At 64.2% G+C, this 20130-nt stretch carries 19 protein-coding genes; 14 read left to right on the top strand and 5 right to left on the bottom strand.

The genetic code is table 11. The features are described 5' to 3' along the window. Positions 1 to 183 precede the first annotated feature (183 nt). Positions 184 to 714 (top strand): GNAT family N-acetyltransferase, encoded by a 531-nt coding sequence (locus tag CP557_RS12000; protein WP_097381624.1) that lies wholly within the window; start codon positions 184 to 186, stop codon positions 712 to 714. A 25-nt stretch (positions 715 to 739) separates the two neighbouring features. Here CP557_RS12000 and CP557_RS12005 read toward each other — a convergent pair whose 3' ends face one another. Next, a complete protein-coding gene (locus CP557_RS12005; protein ID WP_097380125.1) occupies positions 740 to 2038 on the bottom strand; it encodes an RNB domain-containing ribonuclease in 1299 nt (432 codons plus the stop codon). 210 nt (positions 2039 to 2248) lie between these two features. Between CP557_RS12005 and CP557_RS12010 the strand changes: the two genes are divergently transcribed. Further along, positions 2249 to 4324 (top strand): histidine kinase N-terminal 7TM domain-containing protein, encoded by a 2076-nt coding sequence (locus CP557_RS12010; RefSeq protein WP_097380126.1) that lies wholly within the window; start codon positions 2249 to 2251, stop codon positions 4322 to 4324. 76 nt (positions 4325 to 4400) lie between these two features. Here the strand turns inward: CP557_RS12010 and CP557_RS12015 are convergent, their stop codons facing one another. Then, on the bottom strand, positions 4401 to 4694 hold the full coding sequence (locus tag CP557_RS12015; protein ID WP_097380127.1) for a DUF7562 family protein: 294 nt from the start codon (positions 4692 to 4694) through the stop codon (positions 4401 to 4403). A gap of 113 nt (positions 4695 to 4807) precedes the next feature. On the opposite strand from CP557_RS12015, the gene CP557_RS12020 reads away from it, so the two are divergent. The 3 genes from CP557_RS12020 (at position 4808) to CP557_RS12030 (ending at position 6596) form a co-directional block, all read left to right on the top strand. Next, on the top strand, positions 4808 to 5287 hold the full coding sequence (locus CP557_RS12020; protein WP_097380128.1) for an RNA-binding protein: 480 nt from the start codon (positions 4808 to 4810) through the stop codon (positions 5285 to 5287). Between the two features lie 397 nt (positions 5288 to 5684). After that, on the top strand, positions 5685 to 5921 hold the full coding sequence (locus tag CP557_RS12025; RefSeq protein WP_097381625.1) for a UPF0058 family protein: 237 nt from the start codon (positions 5685 to 5687) through the stop codon (positions 5919 to 5921). A 312-nt stretch (positions 5922 to 6233) separates the two neighbouring features. Beyond that, a complete protein-coding gene (locus CP557_RS12030; RefSeq protein ID WP_097380129.1) occupies positions 6234 to 6596 on the top strand; it encodes a cell division protein SepF in 363 nt (120 codons plus the stop codon). A gap of 199 nt (positions 6597 to 6795) precedes the next feature. Here the strand turns inward: CP557_RS12030 and CP557_RS12035 are convergent, their stop codons facing one another. Continuing rightward, positions 6796 to 6990 carry a cold-shock protein gene (locus CP557_RS12035; RefSeq protein WP_097380130.1) on the bottom strand — a complete coding sequence of 65 codons (195 nt, stop codon included), beginning with the start codon at positions 6988 to 6990 and terminating at the stop codon, positions 6796 to 6798. Positions 6991 to 7469: 479 nt separating this feature from the next. On the opposite strand from CP557_RS12035, the gene CP557_RS12040 reads away from it, so the two are divergent. The 5 genes from CP557_RS12040 (at position 7470) to citZ (ending at position 13746) form a co-directional block, all read left to right on the top strand. Then, complete coding sequence (locus tag CP557_RS12040; protein WP_097381626.1) at positions 7470 to 9857, top strand: rhodanese-like domain-containing protein; 2388 nt, start codon at positions 7470 to 7472, stop codon at positions 9855 to 9857. Continuing rightward, on the top strand, positions 9858 to 11129 hold the full coding sequence (locus tag CP557_RS12045; RefSeq protein WP_097380131.1) for a Coenzyme F420 hydrogenase/dehydrogenase, beta subunit C-terminal domain: 1272 nt from the start codon (positions 9858 to 9860) through the stop codon (positions 11127 to 11129). A gap of 86 nt (positions 11130 to 11215) precedes the next feature. Then, complete coding sequence (locus CP557_RS12050; RefSeq protein ID WP_097380132.1) at positions 11216 to 11878, top strand: helix-turn-helix domain-containing protein; 663 nt, start codon at positions 11216 to 11218, stop codon at positions 11876 to 11878. 91 nt (positions 11879 to 11969) lie between these two features. Further along, positions 11970 to 12344 (top strand): VOC family protein, encoded by a 375-nt coding sequence (locus CP557_RS12055; protein WP_097380133.1) that lies wholly within the window; start codon positions 11970 to 11972, stop codon positions 12342 to 12344. A 253-nt stretch (positions 12345 to 12597) separates the two neighbouring features. Continuing rightward, entirely contained in the window at positions 12598 to 13746 is a 1149-nt protein-coding gene (gene citZ, locus CP557_RS12060) for a citrate synthase (protein ID WP_097380134.1), read from the top strand. A gap of 113 nt (positions 13747 to 13859) precedes the next feature. Here citZ and CP557_RS12065 read toward each other — a convergent pair whose 3' ends face one another. Then, positions 13860 to 14225 (bottom strand): hypothetical protein, encoded by a 366-nt coding sequence (locus tag CP557_RS12065; protein ID WP_097380135.1) that lies wholly within the window; start codon positions 14223 to 14225, stop codon positions 13860 to 13862. Continuing rightward, positions 14222 to 15277: a DUF7490 domain-containing protein gene (locus CP557_RS12070; protein WP_097380136.1), complete on the bottom strand. Its 1056-nt coding sequence runs from the start codon at positions 15275 to 15277 to the stop codon at positions 14222 to 14224. The genes CP557_RS12065 and CP557_RS12070 overlap by 4 nt, the downstream gene beginning before the upstream one ends. Positions 15278 to 15391: 114 nt before the next feature. Here CP557_RS12070 and CP557_RS12075 point away from each other — a divergent pair, with 114 nt between their 5' ends. The 4 genes from CP557_RS12075 to CP557_RS12090 all read left to right on the top strand — a co-directional run bounded on the left by CP557_RS12075 (position 15392) and on the right by CP557_RS12090 (position 20113). Continuing rightward, entirely contained in the window at positions 15392 to 15829 is a 438-nt protein-coding gene (locus CP557_RS12075; RefSeq protein WP_097381627.1) for a gamma-glutamylcyclotransferase family protein, read from the top strand. Between the two features lie 259 nt (positions 15830 to 16088). Next, on the top strand, positions 16089 to 17300 hold the full coding sequence (gene ilvA / locus CP557_RS12080; protein ID WP_097380137.1) for a threonine ammonia-lyase: 1212 nt from the start codon (positions 16089 to 16091) through the stop codon (positions 17298 to 17300). Between the two features lie 262 nt (positions 17301 to 17562). Continuing rightward, entirely contained in the window at positions 17563 to 18630 is a 1068-nt protein-coding gene (locus tag CP557_RS12085; RefSeq protein WP_097381628.1) for a zinc-dependent alcohol dehydrogenase family protein, read from the top strand. Between the two features lie 367 nt (positions 18631 to 18997). Beyond that, a complete protein-coding gene (locus CP557_RS12090) occupies positions 18998 to 20113 on the top strand; it encodes a lipid II:glycine glycyltransferase FemX (RefSeq protein ID WP_097380138.1) in 1116 nt (371 codons plus the stop codon). The last annotated feature ends 17 nt before the right edge of the window (positions 20114 to 20130 follow it).

Here is a 20130-nt window from a genome sequence, read left to right on the forward strand (position 1 = left end):
GGTGCCGTCGCCTCCCACTCTGTCGTGATCAGGTCCACCGGACCGTTCGAATCCGCAATCACAGCCGGCTCTCGTACGATGCGAGGGAAACGCGACCCTCCCCGATTCGTCGCCGCTGGCGAACGTAACGGATCGAAGGCGATCGGGCGTCGCTTTTTGCCGGCCGCTGTGATACCGTTCAGTGTGTCTCGAGCTGTCCGGCACGCGACGGTCGACGACGCCTGGGTCATCCACGAGATCGCGCGCCAAAGCTGGCACGCCGCCTACGACGACCTTCTCGGCCCCGAGACGGTCGACGACGTCGTCGACGAGTGGTACGCGATCGGGGACCTCGAGTCTTCGATTACGGAGGCGAACGGCCGTCGCGACGCCGCGTTTCTCGTCGCTTCGGACCCGCCGGCGGCCGGCACCGAGGGCGAAACCGACTCCCGTGGATTCGCACACGCCGTTCCCTGGCCGGAAGATCGGTCGGTCGCGTTTCTCGCGCGCCTGTACGTTCGACCCGACAAGTGGAACGACGGGACCGGGACGGCGTTACTCGACGCCCTCGTGACCGAACTCCCGGCGGCGTTCGACCGGCTCCGGCTGGCGGTCCTCGCTGCGAACGAGATCGGGATCTCCTTTTACGAGTCGACGGGCTTCGAGCACGTCGAGACGCGACCGTCGGATCTGGGGACGGACCTCGAGGAGCGGGTGTACGAGAAATCGATCTGATCGCGCCGGGATCGGTAGGACGGCTCTATAACGTCTTCTCCGCTTCCGCCTCGTCGACGACTTCGATCCCGCGGTTGTTGACCGCCATCGGATCGAGACCGACCTCCTGCAGGAAGGTCTTGTACTCGCGTTCGCACTGTTCTGCGTCTTTTTGTTTGTCGCTCGCGCGATCGCAGAGTTCGATGAGGTTCTCGGGGACGTCGTTCTGGTAGACGATCCAGTGGTTGATCAGGTCGCTGAGTCGTCGGATCGGGCTCGTGAAGTGGCCGTAGATCTCGAAGTTCAGCGCGTGGTGGCCGCCGAAGGGGTCGTTCATGTACCGCGCTCGAGGCATCACCTTCATCACCGCCCACTGGATCTTGTCCAGTTGGCGACCGGGTGCCTCCTCGAGCGTCGCGTTGACGGCCTTTCGCGGGTCGTCCCAGGTACTGCCGGGGATCGAGACGCCGTCCAGATCTTGGATCTCCCGAAGGGCCTCGGACCACTCGTCCGGACTGGGCTGGGGGTGAACCCGGTACATCGCCTCGACGCCGCGATTCCACATGAGTTCGTGCGTGACGGCCTTGTTAGCCTTGAGCATGCACTCCTCGATGATGGTGTGGGCCCGATCGCGGCTCGGGTTGAGAACGAGCGAGCCGTCCTCCTTGCGCTGTTCGTGCATCTGCTCGGCGAGGTCGTAGACCAGCGCGTTCTCCTCGTGGAGCGGCGCGTCGGGGTCCTCGAGCCGGCTCTCGGCCTGGGCGTAGGTGAGCCGCTCGTCGGACTCGATGACCGACTTGTAGATCTCGATGTTCTCGTAGCTCAGGGTCTCCTTGTCGAGGTGCATCTCGACGGTGTGTGCCAGTCGGTCCTCGTTGGGGACCAGCGAGCAGACCGTCTCGGCAAGCACCGGCGGCAGCATATGGACCGTGTAGCCGGGCAGGTAAACCGTGTTACCCCGTTCGACGGCCTCGTCCCACATCGCCGTCTCGGGGTTGACGTAGTGGGTTACGTCAGCGATGTGCACCCAGAGGACGTACTCGTCGTCGTGTTCCTCGATCGAGAGGGCGTCGTCGAAGTCCTGGGCGTCGATCGGGTCCGTCGTCCAGGTCGTCAGGTCACGGAGATCCTGTCGGTCCTCGATCTCGTCGCTGATCTCCGCCGTCACGCCCTCCGTTCGGGCCTCGGCTTCCTCCAAGACCTCGGGCGGGAACTCGTCGCGGAGTTCGAACTTCTCGAATAGCTCCTCGCGCTTGTTCTCGAGATGGCGCGCGAGATCCTCGGAGATCTCGACTGGGCCCTGGCCTTCCACCGTTCCGGCGTCGGCCTGTGCGTCGTCACTCATGGCGATGGCTACGGACGTGAGGGTGAAAGTCGTGTCGGGATCCGAATCGAATCAGTTCGAGCGGCCGGTAGCTTATTGGGGGCTGGTAAATCCGACTATGGGCCGGATTTATTGTATTTATATCATTTTATATAATCGATTTTCGAGTGATTTGGTGGCCAAAATAGGTATATGTCCGGGGTAGAATCATTAAGTGACACTTATCCAGACATGACCTGGCAGTACACTCCAGAAATCCTTCCGTACGTCGGTGTGCTCTTCCTCTCGGTGCTCCTCGCGGGAGGGTTAACCGTCTACACTGTCGTCGTGTGGACGGATGCGATGCACCAGCCGACTGTTCGGGCGTTCGTCGGCCTGAACGTCGGCTGTGCGCTCTGGGCCGGAGCGTACGCGATGCAGTTACTGAGTGTGACCGTCTCGACCAAACGGGGGTGGCTGACGGTGGCGTTTCTCGGCGCTGTACTGGTCTCCGTGTCCTGTTTTACCTTTGCCGTCGCCTACTCCGGGAACGAGCGGTTGCTGTCCCGACGAACCGCCCTCGTGCTCGCGATCGAACCGATCGTCGCGTTCGTCCTGTTCACGACGCAGTATCGGAACCTGTACACCCAACGGGTCGATACTGCGGTCGTTTCCGACCTCGTCATGATCGATCGGACGTTCGGTCCGATGGGAATCGTTCACGTCCTGTATCTGTACGGCCTTCTCGTCCTCAGCGCCGGCTTCTTGCTCAGGACCATCTACAGAGCGAACCACGTCTACAGAATGCAAGCCAGCGCAGTGTTGCTCAGCATCTTCGTTCCGCTGTTAGCGAACGTCGTCTGGTTCCTCGAGCTGGGGCCGATGGGGAACCTCGATTTCACCCCGGTCGCGTTCGTCGTCTCCGGGCTCGTGTATGCCGTCGCGATCTCTCAGCACCAGCTCCTCGATGTCGTCCCGGTCGCCCGCACTGCGGTCGTCGAAAACATGCGCGATGGATTCCTCGTGATCGACGAAACGAATCGCGTTCGAGACGTCAACGCGGCCGTTCGATCGCAGATCGCTGACGACGACAACGAGTCGATCATCGGCCGCGACATCGCCGCCGTGTTTCCCGAGGTGATGCGGATCGTTCGCGACGGCCCCTCGACCGACCACGCCCAAATCGCCGTCGATAGCAGCGATCGTCGTCGGTTGTTCGAAGTCCAGGTCCAGCGACTCTCGAACGATGAGCGGTTTCGACTCCTCCTCCTCCGGGACGTGACGGACCAACACGCCGTCGAACAGCGATATCAGGCGCTCATCGAGAACGCGTCCGACCTGATTACGGTCATCGACGACAACGGTGTCATCCGCTATCAGAGCCCGTCGAGCACGAACGTGCTCGGGTACGATCCGTCGGCGCTCGAGGACCGAAACTACACCGAGTTCGTCCATCCGGACGACCGGGAGCGGATCGCTGGCGCGTTTTCCCAGGGCATCGAGGAACCGTCCTCGAGCGAGCGAGAGGAGTACCGGATCCGGGACGCCGACGGCGAGTGGCGGGACGTCGAGACGGTCGGTCGAAACCTGCTCGACGACCCGTTCGTCGACGGCGTCGTCCTGAACACCCGCGACGTCACCGAACGCAAGAAGCGCGAGCGCGAGATTCGGCGAAAGAACGACCAACTGGAGGAGTTCGCCGGCGTCGTGAGCCACGACCTCCGAAACCCGCTCACGATCGCACAGGGCTACCTCGAGGCGGCCAGGGACGCCGTCGACTGCGAGTACCACGACGATATCGAGTTCGCACACGACCGCATCGAAACGATCATCGGGGACGTCCTCGTTCTGGCCCGCGAGGGCCAGGCGATCGGCGAAACCGAGCGGGTTGACGTCGAACAGGCCGTCGAACAGGCCTGGACGCACGTCGATACCGGCGAGGCGTCGCTGACGGTGGTAAGCGACCGACCGATCGTCGCCGACGAGGACCGGTTCCTCCAGTTGCTCGAGAACCTCTTTCGAAATGCCATCGAGCACGGTGGGTCGGACGTCAACGTGCGGGTCGAAACGGTCGCGGACGGGTTTTTCGTCGAAGACGACGGTCCCGGAATTCCCGCCGACGACCGCCGGGACGTCCTCAAATACGGCTATACCAAGACCGAGGCAGGAACCGGATTCGGGCTGGCGATCGTCAGTCGGATCGCCGAGGGCCACGGCTGGTCGATTCGGGTCACCGAGGGCACCGACGGCGGAGCCCGTTTCGAATTCGTGACCGACTCACAGCCCATAACGGAGTCGCTGGAGGAAGACGCACTCTCCAACGGGTAGTCGAGTTCGGTGTCGAAAGTCGTCGGAGACGGCCGATATCGGTCACCCTCCGTCACGTGTTGTCGGTGTGCGATGGTCAGGACTCCTCCTCGAGCGTTCCGTACCGCTCCTCGACAGCCGAGAGATAGCTCGCGAGAAAGGCGTCTCGGTCCCGTTCGCCGGCCTCGAGTTCGACTAGGAGCCCCTCGAGTTCGGCCCGCGGGTGATGGCACAGCTCGCGGTGACAGGACTTACAGAGGTGTTCGAACGTCTTGTCCGCGCGATCCCAGCGGTCACCGTGCTTGTCGTACTCGCGGGCCTCGTCGCGCGGGCACTCGATACCACAGGCGAGACACGTCACGGTCTCGGTACGGGTCCGAGAGGGCCACATACGCGGTCCGACGGCGTGAATACACTTAGCAATTGGCACGCAAGCGGTGCCGACTGATGACCCGCAGGGCCGGGAACGGGCCTTTTATTTCCGGACCACGCGTTGCTCCGACCATGCAGGTCAAATCTCGACACCACCTCCGCAGCGACGCCGTCTCGGATCTCGAGGACACCCTCGAGGAGCAACTCGGCGTCTCGCCTGCGGGTGAGGCCTACGAGCGCGTCGAGTTCGAGGACACCGACTGGGAAGTCATCCTCATCGACGGCGAACCACAGGTCGCCTACTTCGACGATGACCCGTTCCTGACGGTTCGCGGAGCGAACGCTTACGATCCCGAGAAACGGCTGGTCACCGTCGACGCGGGGGCCGTCTCCTTCGTCAGCGACGGGGCCGACGTGATGCGACCGGGAATCACCGAGGCGACCGACGACGTCTCGCCGGACGATCTGGTCGTCATCGCCGAGGAATCCCACGGGAAGGTCCTCGCGATCGGTCGCGCCCGCGTCGACGGCGCGGACATGGTCGGCGACGAGGGCAAGGTCGTCGATTCGCTCCACCACGTCGGTGACGAACTCTACGAGTTTACCGGGTAGTCCGCTCGGCGACGACGAACGGTCGTCTTCCCACCTCCCGGCTGCGTGGACACGTTCCGTGGTCTCCAGGAGGCACTAAAACGATTCACACACTGCTCACAACGCTTGTACGGTTCGGTGTGCAGTGGCCGCCAGTGGCTCCGATAGCCTGCTGATCGCCAGTACACACGTCCCATCTGCTCCGCGTCCGTCCGCCGATCATGGCTCCCGGATTCGTCGCTGGACGCTTCTGAGCGACGGCGCTCTCGATCGACCCCCTTCGAGTCGGACGTTGCCTCGCCCCGAACGCAGACCACGATTCCCTCGAACCGCCCCGTTGCTGTCACAGTCACTCATATTAGTACATCAAGAAAATACTGCAAAATTCTTTATGGATGGCGAAGTGTTGAATGTCCCCATGAAGAGCCAAGAACACATCCACCTTCATGCATTGCTGTTCGAGGTGCGTCGAGAACTCGAGCAGGAGGGGGCCGTTCCGCCTGGCGCGTTCGACACCTACGATGAACAACCGGTTCGCCCCACTCACATTCACAAGGGAAAGGAAGCACACAAGAGCGGAATCAAGCTACTGTTGAAGGGGATTAGGCGATCCATTCAAAAACACCCACCACCGGAAAACGCACCGCCGACGTAACGAGCCGGACGCCTCCGACACCGACCCCTGGTTTCGACGGAACTCGCGGAGGAGTGCTGTCGCTGCTGTTTTGATAGCGAACCCAACGCGGCGACCGAGTGGGATCCCCTCCAACGGACGCCGTTGTACGGCGGTTCGATGGCGTGAGATTCGGTCGTCTCGACGACCACTGCCGCGCTCTGGACCGAGGCGTCGTCGCTGACGTGTCCCCGTGACCCGAGGCAGCCGTTCGGGTCGGATTTCCGGACGGTTCCGGAGACGGGACCGTGTCTGACGTAAGAACTATACTCGCGGCGGCGGTGGGTATCGCCAATGGGACTCATGAGCAAAATTCTCGGTGGCGACCAGTCCAGAACCGTCGAGGACTACGCCGAACTGGATCTCGACGACGCCTCGACGAGCCCGGCCGAAGCGACGATGCAAGTACACATCGCGGAGGTCGGAGGTCAGGCCGATGCGATCGACATCAAGGACGCCGTCTACGACGGCGATATCGTCGTCGCTGACATCACGCGCCTGCGGACCGAGGACAGCACCGTCGAACACATCGTCGACGAACTGCGCCAGGTCGCACAGGAAGTCGACGGCGATATCGTCCGGAAAGGCGACGATCAGATGATCATCACGCCGACGGGGGTTCGGATCAGCCGCGAAAAACTGGGCCAGAAGCTGTAGTCACGCCTCGAGGTCGCGTCGACGCTCCGGACAGGACACAGTTCCGTTACCGGACCGGTACCTTGTTTTCCGGTGGTTCCGCTCATCCTCCTATCGAGGTGCGGACGGCCTGACGATACAGTCACGCCGCTATGGGGGACTGGGAGCGGTGCGATAAACAGTAGTAAAGTGTCGTCAGAGACGACTACCTAGTTCGAACTTACGTTCGGACGACGTTCGTCGCGCGTGGGCCCTTGGGAGCCTGTTCGATGTCGAATTCGATCTCTGTGCCTTCTTCGAGGTCCGGACCGCCAACATCTTCCATGTGGAAGAAAACGTCGTCGTCCGCGTCGTCCGTCGAAATGAAACCGTAGCCGCCTGTGTCGTTGAAGAAATCAACGTTACCTTTCGCCATTACAAACAAACGTAGGGCCGATTCGGGGATAAGAGTTCCGAGAGTCGTGGTACCACGACCTCCCCGCGGGAGTCGATTTCGGATCGTTCCAGATCGAGGGCTCGGTTCGGTCCTCCCCGTTCGCTCGGACCAGGAGTTTGTTGCCGCATTCGGCGACGGACCGGGCGAGGGGCCACCCGGGACGGACGGACGCCGAGGAGTCCGTTTCGTCTCGAGCGACGAATAAAAGCAGTCCATACCACGGGTAACGAAGTTGTCACGAACGACGACGGCTCGCTGCCGTCGTCCGGGAGCGACGGTACTGCTTACCCGTACGCGTAGCTGAAAGGGGTCTCGGATGCTACCGCCAGCCACAGCATGATTGAGACAGTATCGAAGATCCGATATGACGCCATAACCGGGAGCCCGATCGAGTCACGATCGGACGAGGACGCCGACCGCCACGACGCGGGTGACCGTCGGTGAGCTCCGCCCTCGGAATCGTCTCGCCGGTGTGGCTCGAGGCCCACCGCGACGCGGATTCGGTGGTCGTCGTCGACGTCCGGGAGACCCGCGACTACGAGGAACTGGGGCACGTCCCGGACGCGGTCACCGTCCCGGCCGATCGGTTCCGGGATCCGAGCAGCGTCGCTGACGGGAAGCTCCCGGCCGCCGACGACTTCGCGGCGCTCCTGTCCGCGGTCGGAATCGATCGCGAGGATACCATCGTCGCCTACGGTGACGACGGCGGCCCGCTCGCGGCGCGGTTTCTGCTGACCGCCACCGTCTACGGCCACGAAGGGGATTGCTATCTACTCGACGGCGGCCTCGAGGCGTGGCTCGAGGAGGGTGATCGATCCCTCTCGACCGACGCCCCCGATCCCGAACCGACTGCCTACGAGGCTCGGCTCCAGGACGACGCGCCGATCGTCGACCGCGAGGACGTCGACGCTGCCGTCGAAGGCGACGCCGTCGTGGTCGACACCCGCACCGCCGCCGAGTACGAGCAGTCGCGGGTTCCCGGAGCCGTCCACCTCGACTGGGAGGACCTGCTCGAGGACGGCCGGCTCAGAGACGAGGGGGTGCTCGAGGACCTGCTCGCCGAGAACGGACTCACGCCCGACGAACGGATCGTCCTCTACTGCAACACGGCTCGGCGACTCAGTCACACCTTCGTCACGCTCCGACACCTGGGCTACGGGGACGTCTCGTTCTACGAGGGGAGCCTGACGGACTGGGTGCGCGCCGAAGCGCCGGAGTGGGACCCCCTCGAGTTGCAGGCGCAGGTCCGCTACTACGCCGACAACGGCGGCTTCGAGGCGATGGTCGACGAGTTGGGCGAGGACGTGCTCGGCCGCCTGAAGCTGATCGGGCTCTACCACCAGAAACAGCGGGGCTACTTCATGCTCCGGACGCGGGCCCCCGGCGGCGTCCTCACCGCCGAGCAGACCCGCACCGTCGGCGAAGTCGCCGACGAGTTCGCGAGGGCTCCCGAGGCGTACGGCGGCCCCGATCAGAATCCCGTCTTCGGCGACGGCTACCTCGACGTGACGACGCGTCAGGACGTCCAGATGCACTGGATCGAGATCGAGGACATCGCCGAGATCTGGGACCGCTACGACGCGGTCGGGCTCTCGACGATGCAGGCCTGCGGGAACTCGGTTCGCAACGTCGTCGGCTGTCCGGCGGCCGGACTCGACCCCGACGAGACCGTCGATATCCGGCCCGTCGTCGAGCGGGTGAGCCAGCGGTTCCTCGGCGATCACCACTACGCCAACCTCCCGCGGAAGTTCAAGGTCAGCGTCACCGGCTGTCACGAGGACTGCGCCCGATCGGGCATTCAGGACCTCGGGCTGACGCCTGCCCGCAAGGACGGCCGCGATGGGTTCGTCGCGCGGGTCGGTGGGGGCCTCTCGGACGGCCCGCGGGTCGCCAGCGACATCGATCTGTTCGTCGAACCCGACCGGGTCGAGGACCTCGTCGCCGCGATGGCCGACCTGTTCATGGACCACGGGAGCTACCTCGACACTGCGGTCAACCGGCTGCGATTCCTCGTCGCCGAATTCGGACCCGAGGCGTTCCGCGAGGAACTCGCAACCTACGCCGACTTCGAGTTCGTCGAGCCCGACGAGACGCTGACGATGGACTACCGCGGGGACCACGTCGGCGTCCACGAACAGGGTGACGGCCGCTCGTACGTCGGGTTGAACGTCCCGACTGGCCGTCTGGCCGGCGAGGAGTTCGCCGACCTCGCTCGTCTGGCCGCGGATCTCGGCGACGACGAGTTCCGCCTGACGCCCAACCAGAACGTCCTCGTCCCGCATCTGGACGACGACGCACTCGAGGACTTGCTCGCGGACCCGCTACTCGAGCGTTACAGCCCGGATCCGGGGCCGTTCACGCGCGGGATCGTCACCTGCACCGGCCGGGAGTTCTGTAACTACGGGATCATCGAGACGAAGAATCGGGCGATCAGGTGGGCCCGCGAGTTGGACGACTGGGCCGAGGAGGCCGGAATCGCCGACGATCACGAGGCGATCCGAATCCACATGTCCGGCTGCTCGGCCTCCTGTGCCCAGCCCCAGCTGGGTGACTTCGGGCTGCGCGGCGAGGTCTACCGCGACGACTACGAGTCCGGGCGGGCGGCCGACTTCGGACTCGGCGGCGACCTCGGGAACGACGAGTTCATCGACTGGCTCGTCGGGAAAATCCCGATCGACGACGTGCCCGGCGTCGTCAAGGCGACGATGCGCGCCTACGACGCCGACAGCGAGCCCGGCGAGTCCTTTACCGAGTGGACCCGCCGGACCTCGAACGCGGCGCTTCGGGAGATCGTCACGGACGAGCCGGCGCGCGACCCGCCCGCCATCGGGACGGAGGTGAGCTAGATGTCGGGCACGAACCCGTCGGACGCGGCGAGCGGTCCCCGTCCGGGCATCCCGCAAGCGGGCGTCAAGGGCGTCGGCGCGGATCCGCGCGAACAGGACCGCGACGTCGCCGAGGCCCCCGGTAAGATCTGGTTCCGGGACTTAGACGAGGCCGTCATCGAGGCCGACCGCTGTATCCAGTGTGCCTCGTGTGTCGCCGCCTGCCCCTCCGACTCCATCGGCATCGACGAGGACGAGGGCCGTCCCACCCTCGTCAAGATGTGTACCGGCTGCTCGCGCTGCTGGGATTTCTGTCCCCGCAGCGGGCTGCGCTACGAGCGTCACCTCGAGCTCGCGCGCGAGGAACGCGGGCTCGCCCAGCCCGCCACGTACGCTGCTCGAGCGACCGGTGACGCCGCCGAGGCGGGACAGGACGGCGGCGTCGTAACGGCGCTGCTCGCGGCGCTGATCGAGGGCGGCGAACTGGACGGCGCGGTCGTCGCCCGGGAGCGCGACGACGACCCGCTCCGTGGCGAGGCGTTCCTCGCGACCTCCCGCGAGGACCTGCTCGAGGCGGGCGGCAGCATCTACAACCAGACGATGGGGCTGGGACAGATCGAGACGCTGCTCGCCGATGCAGCCATCGGAACCGACGACCCGGACCTCGCGCTCGTCGGCACGCCCTGTATGATACAGGGGGCGACCGCGCTCGATCGCTACGACCACGCGCCGGCCGATCCCATCGCGCTCACGGTCGCGCTGATGTGTACCCGTAGTTTCGAGCATCGCCGTCTGGTCTCGCGTCTCGAGTCGTTCGGCGTCGATCCCGATGCGGTCGACACGCTCGACATCAGTGACGGGCGGCTTCGTGCGGTCGACGGGAACGGCGAGACCCTCCTCGAATCGGACGTCGACGCGTTCGACGCGGCGGGACTGCGCGGCTGCGACGAGTGTGCCGATTTCGTCGGCGGCGCGGCCGACATCAGCGTCGGCAACGTCGGCAGCGAAGACGGCTATACGACCGCCATCGTCCGGACCGAAACGGGAGAAGCCGCCTGGAATCGGGCCGTCGCGGGCGGCCTCGAGACGACGGCGATCGACCGGCCGGCGGCGCTCGAGAAATTGGCGGACTGGAACCGGCGGCGTGCGGAATCGATCCTCCCGCGGGAGTACGACCCGGACGACAGCATCGGCATCAGCTACGAGCACCATCGGGCAGCCTACGACGGGACGGATCGCGAGCCGAAGCCACTGAATCCTGCTCGTGTCCATCAGTACGAGGAGTGGTGTTGACCGGGTCGCGCGGTCCGTGTGAGGTATTTTCATCCGGCGGGAATTCCCGGGGCCGGTTATGGCGCGTGCGGCCGTACCAACTCGGTATGACGGGCTTTCGTGCAACGGTCGTTATCGACGAACCGGGTGACTGTCCGGTCGCCGACATCTCCGGGGATACCGGCGAACCGGTCGACTCCGTCTCCCGATCGGCCCAGTCGACGGCCGACGGAACGGTCGTCGAGGAGTTCGGCATCGCCGCGGATGCCTCGATCGACGGCGATTCCGACGTGGAGCTGACGCCCGTTCAGTCTACCGACCGAGAGTCGATCTATCGGTTCGAGCGCGACAGTGACGTCGACTGTGCCTGTGAAATCATCGAGCGAACGGGAACCCCGGTATCGTCGATCCGCGGTCAGGACGGTGCCTTGCTCCTTTCCTTTCGGACGCTCGAGTTGGCCGAAATCGCCGAGATCGTCGACGACCTGCGGATGTATTTCGACGGGGTACTCGTCGAAGAACTCACGCAAGATCACGACGACGCCACCGCGGATCCCGTCGTCGTCAACCGCGACGCGCTCACGACCAGACAGCGGGAAATCCTCGAGACGGCCCACGAGATGGGCTACTTCGATTACCCGAAGGGGGCGAACGCGACGGACGTCGCCGAGGAACTCGACGTCGCCCGATCGACGTTCACCGAACACCTCGCAGCAGCCCAGACGAAACTCATGGACGCGATCCTCGAAGACGAACGTCGGCAGTCCTAAGGTCACCGCTACCGTGACGACAGTGGACGGGACCTCTCAGTTCGAGCGCTCCGCCAGTAACGCTTTCACGGACGACGCTCTCCAGAGGGACATGGACGTCATTCACACTGCGCTGTGGGTATCGGACCTCGAGCGAACGCGGGAGTTCTACGTCGACGCGCTCGGACTCGAGGAGAACTGGTCGTTCTCGACCGATGACGGCGTCGAAAACGTCTACATCGGCGGCGAGAACGGCGAGTTCCAGTTCAAATACGATCCCGAGGACGGACCGGAGATCGACTCGGGGACGATGGCCCACGTCGCCGTCAGTGTCGACAGCACCGACGAGACCTTCGAGCGACTGGTCGATCGAGAGGATCCGCCGGTTCACACGGAGCCGACGACGATGGCCGACATCGGCGTCCGCGTCGCGTTCGTCGAGGATCCGAACGGCTACGTCGTCGAACTGGTCGAAGCACTCGATTGAGGTCGGTCCTTACAGTCCGGAGCGTTCTCACGTGGTTCGAGACGCGACGACGAACGCGGGACCGTAGTCGCGATTCCCAATGAAAGACGATTACAGTACCCGGTCGGGAATCGACTGACTGTGTGTTCGTTCGATCATCGAAATACCACCCGTACGTGTTCGTAAAAGCGGCAAAATACACACATCCAATGTGCCGACCGCCGCCACCGGCCAAACGATAATACTTTTCCATTGGCGTCCGAAATCCCTGACTATGTCTGACGACCTCAAGAAAGGGCTCGAGGGCGTGTTGGTTGCCGAATCGGAGCTCAGTTCGATCGACGGTGACGCCGGTCGGCTGATCTACCGCGGCTACACGATCGAGGATCTGGCGCGTGGCGCGAGCTACGAGGAGGTGCTGTACCTGCTCTGGCACGGTCACCTCCCGACAGAAGACGAGCTCGAGCCGTTTACCGACGCGCTCCTGGCGGAACGCGAGGTCGACGACGACGTGCTCGCGACGATGGAGCGACTCGCGGACGCGGACGAACAGCCGATGGCCGCCTTGCGGACCGCCGTCTCGATGTTCTCGGCCTCCGAACCGGAAGACGACGCCGACCCCGGCGACCTCGAGGCGACGCTCCGGAAGGGGCGTCGCATCACGGCCAAGATCCCGACCGCGCTCGCGGCCTTCGAGCGCTACCGGCTGGGCGAGGAGCCGGTCGATCCCAATCCCGATCTGGGACTGGCCGCCAACTTCCTCTACATGCTGACCGGCGAGGAGCCCGACGAGATCGCCGCCGAGACGTTCGATCAGGCGCTCATTCTCCACGCCGACCACGGGCTGAACGCCTCGACGTTTACCTCGATGGTCATCGGGTCGACGATGGCCGACATTTACAGCGCCGTGACCGGCGGCATCAGCGCCCTCTCGGGGCCGCTCCACGGCGGCGCGAACCAGGACGTCATGGAGGTCCTCATCGAGATCGACGAGAGCGACCTCGACCACCGCGAGTGGGTCGAGCAGGCGACCGAAGAGGGCCGTCGGATCCCCGGCTTCGGCCACCGGGTCTACAACGTCAAGGACCCCCGCGCGAAGATCCTCCAGGAACGTAGCAAGGAACTCGCCGAAAACGGCGAGGACAAGTGGTACAACTACACCACGACGATCGAACAGTACCTCTCCGAGGAGAAGGGTCTCACCGAGAAGGGGATCGCCCCGAACGTCGACTTCTACTCCGGCTCCGTCTACTACCAGCTCGGCATCCCGATCGACATGTACACGCCCATCTTCGCCATGAGCCGCGCCGGCGGCTGGATCGCCCACGTCCTCGAGTACCAGGAGGACAACCGCCTCATCCGCCCGCGCGCCCGCTACACCGGGCCTCAGGATCAGGAGTTCGTCCCGCTCGAGGATCGGTAACCGCCTCGAGTCCAGCGATCTCCTCTCTCGTTCTCCGCGCCGTTCGATAGCGACCGGATCGGCTATCGTACCCGTGCTTGGCTGCAGGTTCGCAAGCGAGTGGTCGCTGGCTCTTATCGGCGGCTATCGGTCAGCTCGCGGACCAGCAGCGACACCCCGATCAGGGAGGTCAGCAGGACGGTGAGGTTGAACGCGGCGTGTATCAGGGGCTGGTACTTGGGATCGACCCAGAGATCGATCGCGGCCGTCACGCTGCCGTAGAACCGGATCAGTGCGACGACGGCGAGCAACGAACAGATGCCGAGCCCGCCCCAGGCGATGTAACGTCGGATCGTACCGGAGTCGCCATCGAACCCAGTCGTCGGATTCGAGCCGGCCGGCTGCGGTGTCTCCGTCCACTCGTCCGGTCGGTCGGCCGTCTCTTCGGCCTCGTCGTCGATCGATGCCTCCGTTTGCGTTCGTGTCGGTGTGTCAGTCATTGGTGGGCCCTCCGTGCGAGTGCGGCCGTCGCGAGCAGTGCAACAGCGGCGGCGACGATCCCGAAGCCGGGCGTCCCGTCGACGGTCGAGTCCTCGGCGTCGCCTCCTTCGTCGGCGGCCCGCCCGTCGCCCGCCGCCGTCCCGGAGTCGCTGGAAAAGTCGCTCACTTCGATCCCCTCGGACCCGTTCGGTTCGTCGACGGACAGCGATCCGGGACCGAGATTCGCGACCGCGCGGTTCGTGGCGACGATGGTGTCGTCCCGCCAGAGAACCGCATCGAGGTAGTAGTCGTACTCCTGGGGAACCGTGAGGTCGACGCTCGGCGAGGCGGTTTTCCCGGGCTCGATCGCCGACAGCTCGGCGGTCGCCGAATCGGCGACGACGTTCGAATCCGACTGTCGCGCGATCACCTGGAGCACGAGGTCGGACTCGGTATCGTCGCCGGTATTCGTGAGATAGCTATCGACTTCCAGGGTCGCCGTCTCGTCGGCCGTCGACGCGACCGAGTAGCTGATCGCGGGAACGTCCGCGAGGCTCCCACCGGACTCCCCGCCAAAGCGGTGGAACTCGACGTCGGTATCGGCGTAGGCGGGTGTCAGCGAACCGACTCCCTCGACGGTGTGGCTGGCCGATTCGGTCCGCGTTCCGTTGCGGTAGACGAAGGTTTCGATTTCGTAACCACTTTGCCGTGGAACTGCGACCGTCCCGGAGACGACGACTTCGGATTCGTCGTCGACCGTCCCGACCTCCCGCTCGGTGGTGTCCTCGACGAGCCCGGTCTGCATATCGGTCGCCCGGTGGACGACGGTAACGTTCCTGACGGGGTTGCCCCGGTGCTCGAGATACGTGTCGACGGCGAGCGTGGCGGTGCCGCCGCTGATCTCGTCGGCGCTGATCGTGAGTTCCGTCAGCGACACGTGGCCGGGAGTCTCGACGTCGGCCGCGGTCTCGGACTCGTCGGGATCGGACACCGCGCCGGCGAGAGCGAGGGTCGTGATTGCCCCGACCACGACGATGACCGTCGCGACGGCCAGGAGGGACTCGCGGTTCATGTCAGAGACCACCAATCAGTTCTATAAGTGTTTTGTGTAGTACGACGAGCACGACCGTCCGAGACTGTGAACCGAAGCAGTACGAGCAAGGGGTCGGAGACGGAACGATCCGGCGTGCTCGTCTTCGTCTACGGAACCCTGACTGATCCCGCTCGAGTCACAGCCGTCCTCGAGTTGGAACCGCCGGCGGCGGCCGATCGCTTCGTCGGCAACGCGACGCTCGAGGGACTCCACCGGGTCGATGGCCGCTATCCGACACTCGCACCCGGCGGCAGCGTCGACGGACGTTTGCTCGCGGTCGACGAGACCGAACTCGCCGCACTCGATCGGTACGAGGGGGTCGAAAACGGGCTGTACGTCCGGGTCGCAGTGCCAGTGGCGGCCGTAGACGACGGGGGAGAGGGGGTGGCCGAGGGCGATCAGTGTTGGGCATACGTCGGGAAACCGGATCGACTCGACGTCGACGCGACCTGGCCCGGCGGCGGGTCGTTTCGAGAGCGCGTTCGATCGGTCGTGTCACGGACTGGGATCGCCGTCCGAACCCGCGAATGACACGCGTCTGTCTTGCGTCTGACGCCGCCAAAATCCCGCCGCAGTAGTGCGCTTTCACTTTCACCGCGGGTGCATGAGATTTATATGGACGGGGTTCCCTTCCTCATTCGCACGTCACACGCCGTGCATTCCCTGTATTCCCTGTCGTGTTGCCCAGATCTGGCGGCACATCACTGTCAGCGGACGACGGTGCGAGCCCGAAACGGCTCTCACGGTCTCCGACAGTAATCCTTACACCACACGCCGAGTAGACGGGGATATGCTCGAACTCTCCGATATCCTCGAGGCACGCGAGCGGGTCCGAGAGACGTCTCGGCACACGCCACTCGAGCACTCGCACACGTACTCCGCGATGACCGGCGCAGACATCCGCCTGAAACTGGAGAACTTCCAGCGGACGGGCGCGTTCAAGATCCGCGGGGCGACCAACCGGATCGCGACGCTCTCGGCGGCCCAGAAGGACGCGGGCGTCGTCACCGCGAGTGCGGGCAACCACGCGCAGGGGGTCGCGCTCGCGGCCACGCGGTCGGGCGTCGACTCGAAGATCGTCATGCCCGAGCACGCGCCGATCTCGAAGGTCAAGGCGACCAAGAGCTACGGCGCGGAGGTCGTCCTCTCGGGACGTGACTACAACGAGGCCGCCGAGCGCGCCCACGAGATCGAGCGCGAGGAGGACCGCACCTACGTCCACGCCTTCGACGACGAGTACGTCATGGCCGGTCAGGGGACGATCGGCCTCGAGATCCTCGAGGACTGCCCCGACGTCGAGACCGTCGTCGTCCCGATCGGCGGTGGCGGGCTGATCAGCGGCATCGCAACGGCCATCAAGGAGCAAAAGCCAGACGCGCGCGTGATCGGCGTCCAGGCGGAGGGTGCCTCGAGCGCCGCGACGTCCCTCGAGAAAGGCGAACGGGTCTCGCTCGACGGCGTGGATACGATCGCCGACGGCATCGCCACCCGCAGCGTCGGCGAGCAAACGTTCCCCTACATTCAGAAATACGTCGACGAGGTCGTTACCGTCTCCGATCCCGAAATCGCCGTCGCCCTGGTCTACCTGCTCGAGCGCTCGAAGACCCTCGTCGAGGGCGCGGGTGCAGTCGCACTCGCCGCCGTCCTCTTCGAGCACTTCGACTACGAGAAAGAGGAGGTCATCGTCCCCGCGCTCTGTGGCGGCAACATCGACCTCAACACGCTCACCAACGTCATCGTCCGCGGCCTCGTCGAAACCGGCCGCTACCTGAAGATCCGGACCGTGCTGAAGGATCGGCCGGGCGCGCTCGAGGACCTGCTGGACATCTTCACCGCTCACCGGGCGAACATCTACGCGATCCACCACGACCGGACCTCCCGCGAGGTCGAGATGAGCGACACCGAGGTCGAGATCGAACTCGAGATGCGCGGCCCGGACCACGTCGACGCCTTCCTCTCGGATCTCCGCGAGGCGGGGTACGAGGTCGACGTGCTCGCCTGACTGGCGCCAGCAGATCCCGGAGCTACCGGTGTGCAGCAGTTCAGGAGCTGTGGGTAGTAAGCGGGGTCAGCGAGCGACATCTCTGATCGCGAGAGCACCGATGAAACACTCCTGTCGCACCGAGCAGTCCCTCCCTCGCGTCACACAACTGCTGAATAGCGGCTGTATCCAGGGGGACTTCGGAATCCGGGAGACGTTTCAATCGATGAGGATACCCCCTCAACTTATACCCTGGTTTGGTATCGACTAGCATGTAATGTCGATGCAAGCCGTCGTCCTCGAGGAATTTCAAGAACCGCTCGACGTACAGGAAGTCGAACGGCCAGATCCGGAGCCCCACGGCGTGATCGCGGAGGTAGAGGGCTGTGGTGTCTGTCGGAGCGACTGGCACTGTTGGCAGGGAGACTGGGACTGGTTTGGCTACCGTCCCGATCTGCCGCACATCCTCGGCCACGAACCCACTGGAACCGTCGTCGAGGTCGGTGACGACGTCGAGAACATCGAAGAGGGCCAAGAGATCGCGATCCCCTTCAATTTCGCCTGCGGGAAGTGTTCGCTCTGCCGGAACGGGCGGGAAAACATCTGTGAGAACCACATCGGACTCGGCTTTATGAACGAGGCACCGGGCGCGTTCGCCGAGGAAGTACATATCCCGAACGGAGACATCAACGCCGTCCCGCTTCCGGATAGCATTGACGTCGAGACCGCCGCCGGTTGTGGCTGTCGCTTCATGACATCCTATCACGGAATGGCACATCAGGGGGATGTCGGCAACGGTGAGGACGTCGTCGTCCACGGCTGTGGCGGGATCGGGCTCTCGGCGATACACATTGCGAACGCGCTGGGTGCGAACGTCATCGGCGTCGACCTGATGGACGACAAACTCGACAGAGCCGAAGAACTCGGTGCCGTGACGACGGTCAACGCGAAGGACGTCGACGATCCTGCCACGGAGGTCCGCGATATCACGAACGGCGGTGCCGACGTCTCCGTCGACGCGCTCGGAATCGAGACGACCTGTCGAAACGCCGTCGACTCGCTCGGAAAGGGTGGCCGTCACGTTCAGATCGGGCTCACCACCAGCGATGAACGGGGCGAGATTCCGCTTCCGACCGACGAAATCGTCGCCAAGGAGATCGAGTTCGTCGGCTCGCTCGGATTGCAGCCATCGCGCTACTCGGAGATGCTCGATATGATCGAGAGCGGCAAACTCGACCCGACCGCCCTCGTCGAAGAGAAAATCGACATTCATCAGGTGCCGGACGAACTCGAGGCGATGACCGATTTCAACACCGTCGGCATCCCAGTCTGTAACGATTTCAGTAGCTAACCCGCACCTGTGTTCTTTTTGTGGGTGCTACTGTCTGTCGAATCACACATGTCGAATGGGATGGCGTGACGTTCACGCCGATCCCGGAGCGTGCAAAGCGTCTCCAGGGGCGGCGTCGCTGGCCGCTATAGTAGCAACTGAAAGTCATTGCACACCTGATCGCACGACAGCGTTGCGATCAGTGTGTAAATCGTTTCAGTTGCTACTATAGTTCGTGAGCGAATGTTCGCTGACCGTCACCGGCGACGCTCCCGCGCCGGGCCGGCAGTGTGACGATAGCGCGATACCGGTTGGGTGTGGTTACCATCACGGCCCCGAGACGGAATGGACGGACTACCAAATAGGATCCCCCTCTTGACATCGGGCAATGGCACAACAGACCGGCGGCACTCCACGCTCGAGATTGCATCGGATCGGGTCGCTGTTCTCGAACCGGTATGGGCGGTCCACGGGGAACAGGGAGTCGAGTCTCGAGGTGACTGTCGTCGAATCGATAGATGAGGTGGGGAAAGCCCAGTGGAACGGGCTCGTCGAGCGCTCGAGTCGCGGCAGCGTCTTCCATCGCTACGAGTGGCTCGAGGCGATCGAGACCGGGCTGGGCTATCAGCCAAGACACCTCACGGTCACCAAGGACGGGAACACGATCGGCGCGATGCCCAACTTCGTGGTCGAAATCGAAAAAACCCCGTTCGACCGGCTTTCGTCGCTCTATCCCGGCTTCGGTGGCCCGTTGCTGCCGACTGACACGAGCGACGCGCTCGATCGGATCCTCGGGGCCGTCCCGGCGGTCTGTCGGGGGACGGCGATCGTCCACCAGATCCGCGGGCTCGATACGAGCTACCTGCGGTACAACGACGCGCTCCAGTCGTCGGGCTATCGTCCCTTTCGGCGGGAGTGTCGGTTCCTGCTCGACCTCACCAAGGGCCACGAGGGGATCCTCGCGGACATGAGTCGGACCCGGCGGCGCGGGATCGAACGCGGTCGCGACGGCGACGTCGAGATCGCCGAGGAGCCGCTCACGCGGGAGAACCTCTCGCGGTTCTATCGGACGTACGAACGCGTTATGGAGCGGGTCGGCGGGAGCGTGTATCCGTTCTCGTTCTTCGAGGCCCTCCTGGGGTTCGAGGATCGGCTCCTCTTCGTGACGCTTCGGATCGACGGCGAGTATGCCGGCGGAATGCTCGAGTTGCTCGACGACGAGCGCGATTCGATCCACGGCTTTTTCGCCGCCGTTCCCCGGGAGTACTTCGACGACCACGCGTCGGAACTCCTCTACGATTACGTCTTCCGGTGGGGGATCGAGAACGGCTACGAAACGTACGACTTCGGGAGTACGAACACGGACTTCGAGGACGGCGTGTTTCGGTTCAAAGAGGGGTTCGGCGGGCGGGCCGTGCCGATCCTGGTCTGGGAGCGGGGCTGTAGTCCGCTCTGGCCGCTCGTAAAAGCCGGGCGGGCGCTGTACTGGCCGTACTACACGTGAGCGTCGTCGTGATCGAC

It is taken from the genome of Natrinema ejinorense (genome assembly GCF_002494345.1).
GTDB lineage: Archaea > Halobacteriota > Halobacteria > Halobacteriales > Natrialbaceae > Natrinema > Natrinema longum.

Coding starts and splice junctions, on each gene's coding strand:
- CP557_RS12015 (WP_097380127.1), bottom strand. CDS start 4,694: ATGTGGCCCTCTCGGACCCGTACCGAGACCGTGACGTGTCTCGCCTGT.
- CP557_RS12025 (WP_097381625.1), top strand. CDS start 5,685: ATGAAGAGCCAAGAACACATCCACCTTCATGCATTGCTGTTCGAGGTG.
- CP557_RS12035 (WP_097380130.1), bottom strand. CDS start 6,990: ATGGCGAAAGGTAACGTTGATTTCTTCAACGACACAGGCGGCTACGGT.
- CP557_RS12065 (WP_097380135.1), bottom strand. CDS start 14,225: ATGACTGACACACCGACACGAACGCAAACGGAGGCATCGATCGACGAC.
- ilvA (WP_097380137.1), top strand. CDS start 16,089: ATGCTCGAACTCTCCGATATCCTCGAGGCACGCGAGCGGGTCCGAGAG.
- citZ (WP_097380134.1), top strand. CDS start 12,598: ATGTCTGACGACCTCAAGAAAGGGCTCGAGGGCGTGTTGGTTGCCGAA.
- CP557_RS12090 (WP_097380138.1), top strand. CDS start 18,998: ATGGCACAACAGACCGGCGGCACTCCACGCTCGAGATTGCATCGGATC.
- CP557_RS12050 (WP_097380132.1), top strand. CDS start 11,216: ATGACGGGCTTTCGTGCAACGGTCGTTATCGACGAACCGGGTGACTGT.
- CP557_RS12005 (WP_097380125.1), bottom strand. CDS start 2,038: ATGAGTGACGACGCACAGGCCGACGCCGGAACGGTGGAAGGCCAGGGC.
- CP557_RS12045 (WP_097380131.1), top strand. CDS start 9,858: ATGTCGGGCACGAACCCGTCGGACGCGGCGAGCGGTCCCCGTCCGGGC.
- CP557_RS12070 (WP_097380136.1), bottom strand. CDS start 15,277: ATGAACCGCGAGTCCCTCCTGGCCGTCGCGACGGTCATCGTCGTGGTC.
- CP557_RS12085 (WP_097381628.1), top strand. CDS start 17,563: ATGCAAGCCGTCGTCCTCGAGGAATTTCAAGAACCGCTCGACGTACAG.
- CP557_RS12055 (WP_097380133.1), top strand. CDS start 11,970: ATGGACGTCATTCACACTGCGCTGTGGGTATCGGACCTCGAGCGAACG.
- CP557_RS12010 (WP_097380126.1), top strand. CDS start 2,249: ATGACCTGGCAGTACACTCCAGAAATCCTTCCGTACGTCGGTGTGCTC.
- CP557_RS12020 (WP_097380128.1), top strand. CDS start 4,808: ATGCAGGTCAAATCTCGACACCACCTCCGCAGCGACGCCGTCTCGGAT.
- CP557_RS12030 (WP_097380129.1), top strand. CDS start 6,234: ATGGGACTCATGAGCAAAATTCTCGGTGGCGACCAGTCCAGAACCGTC.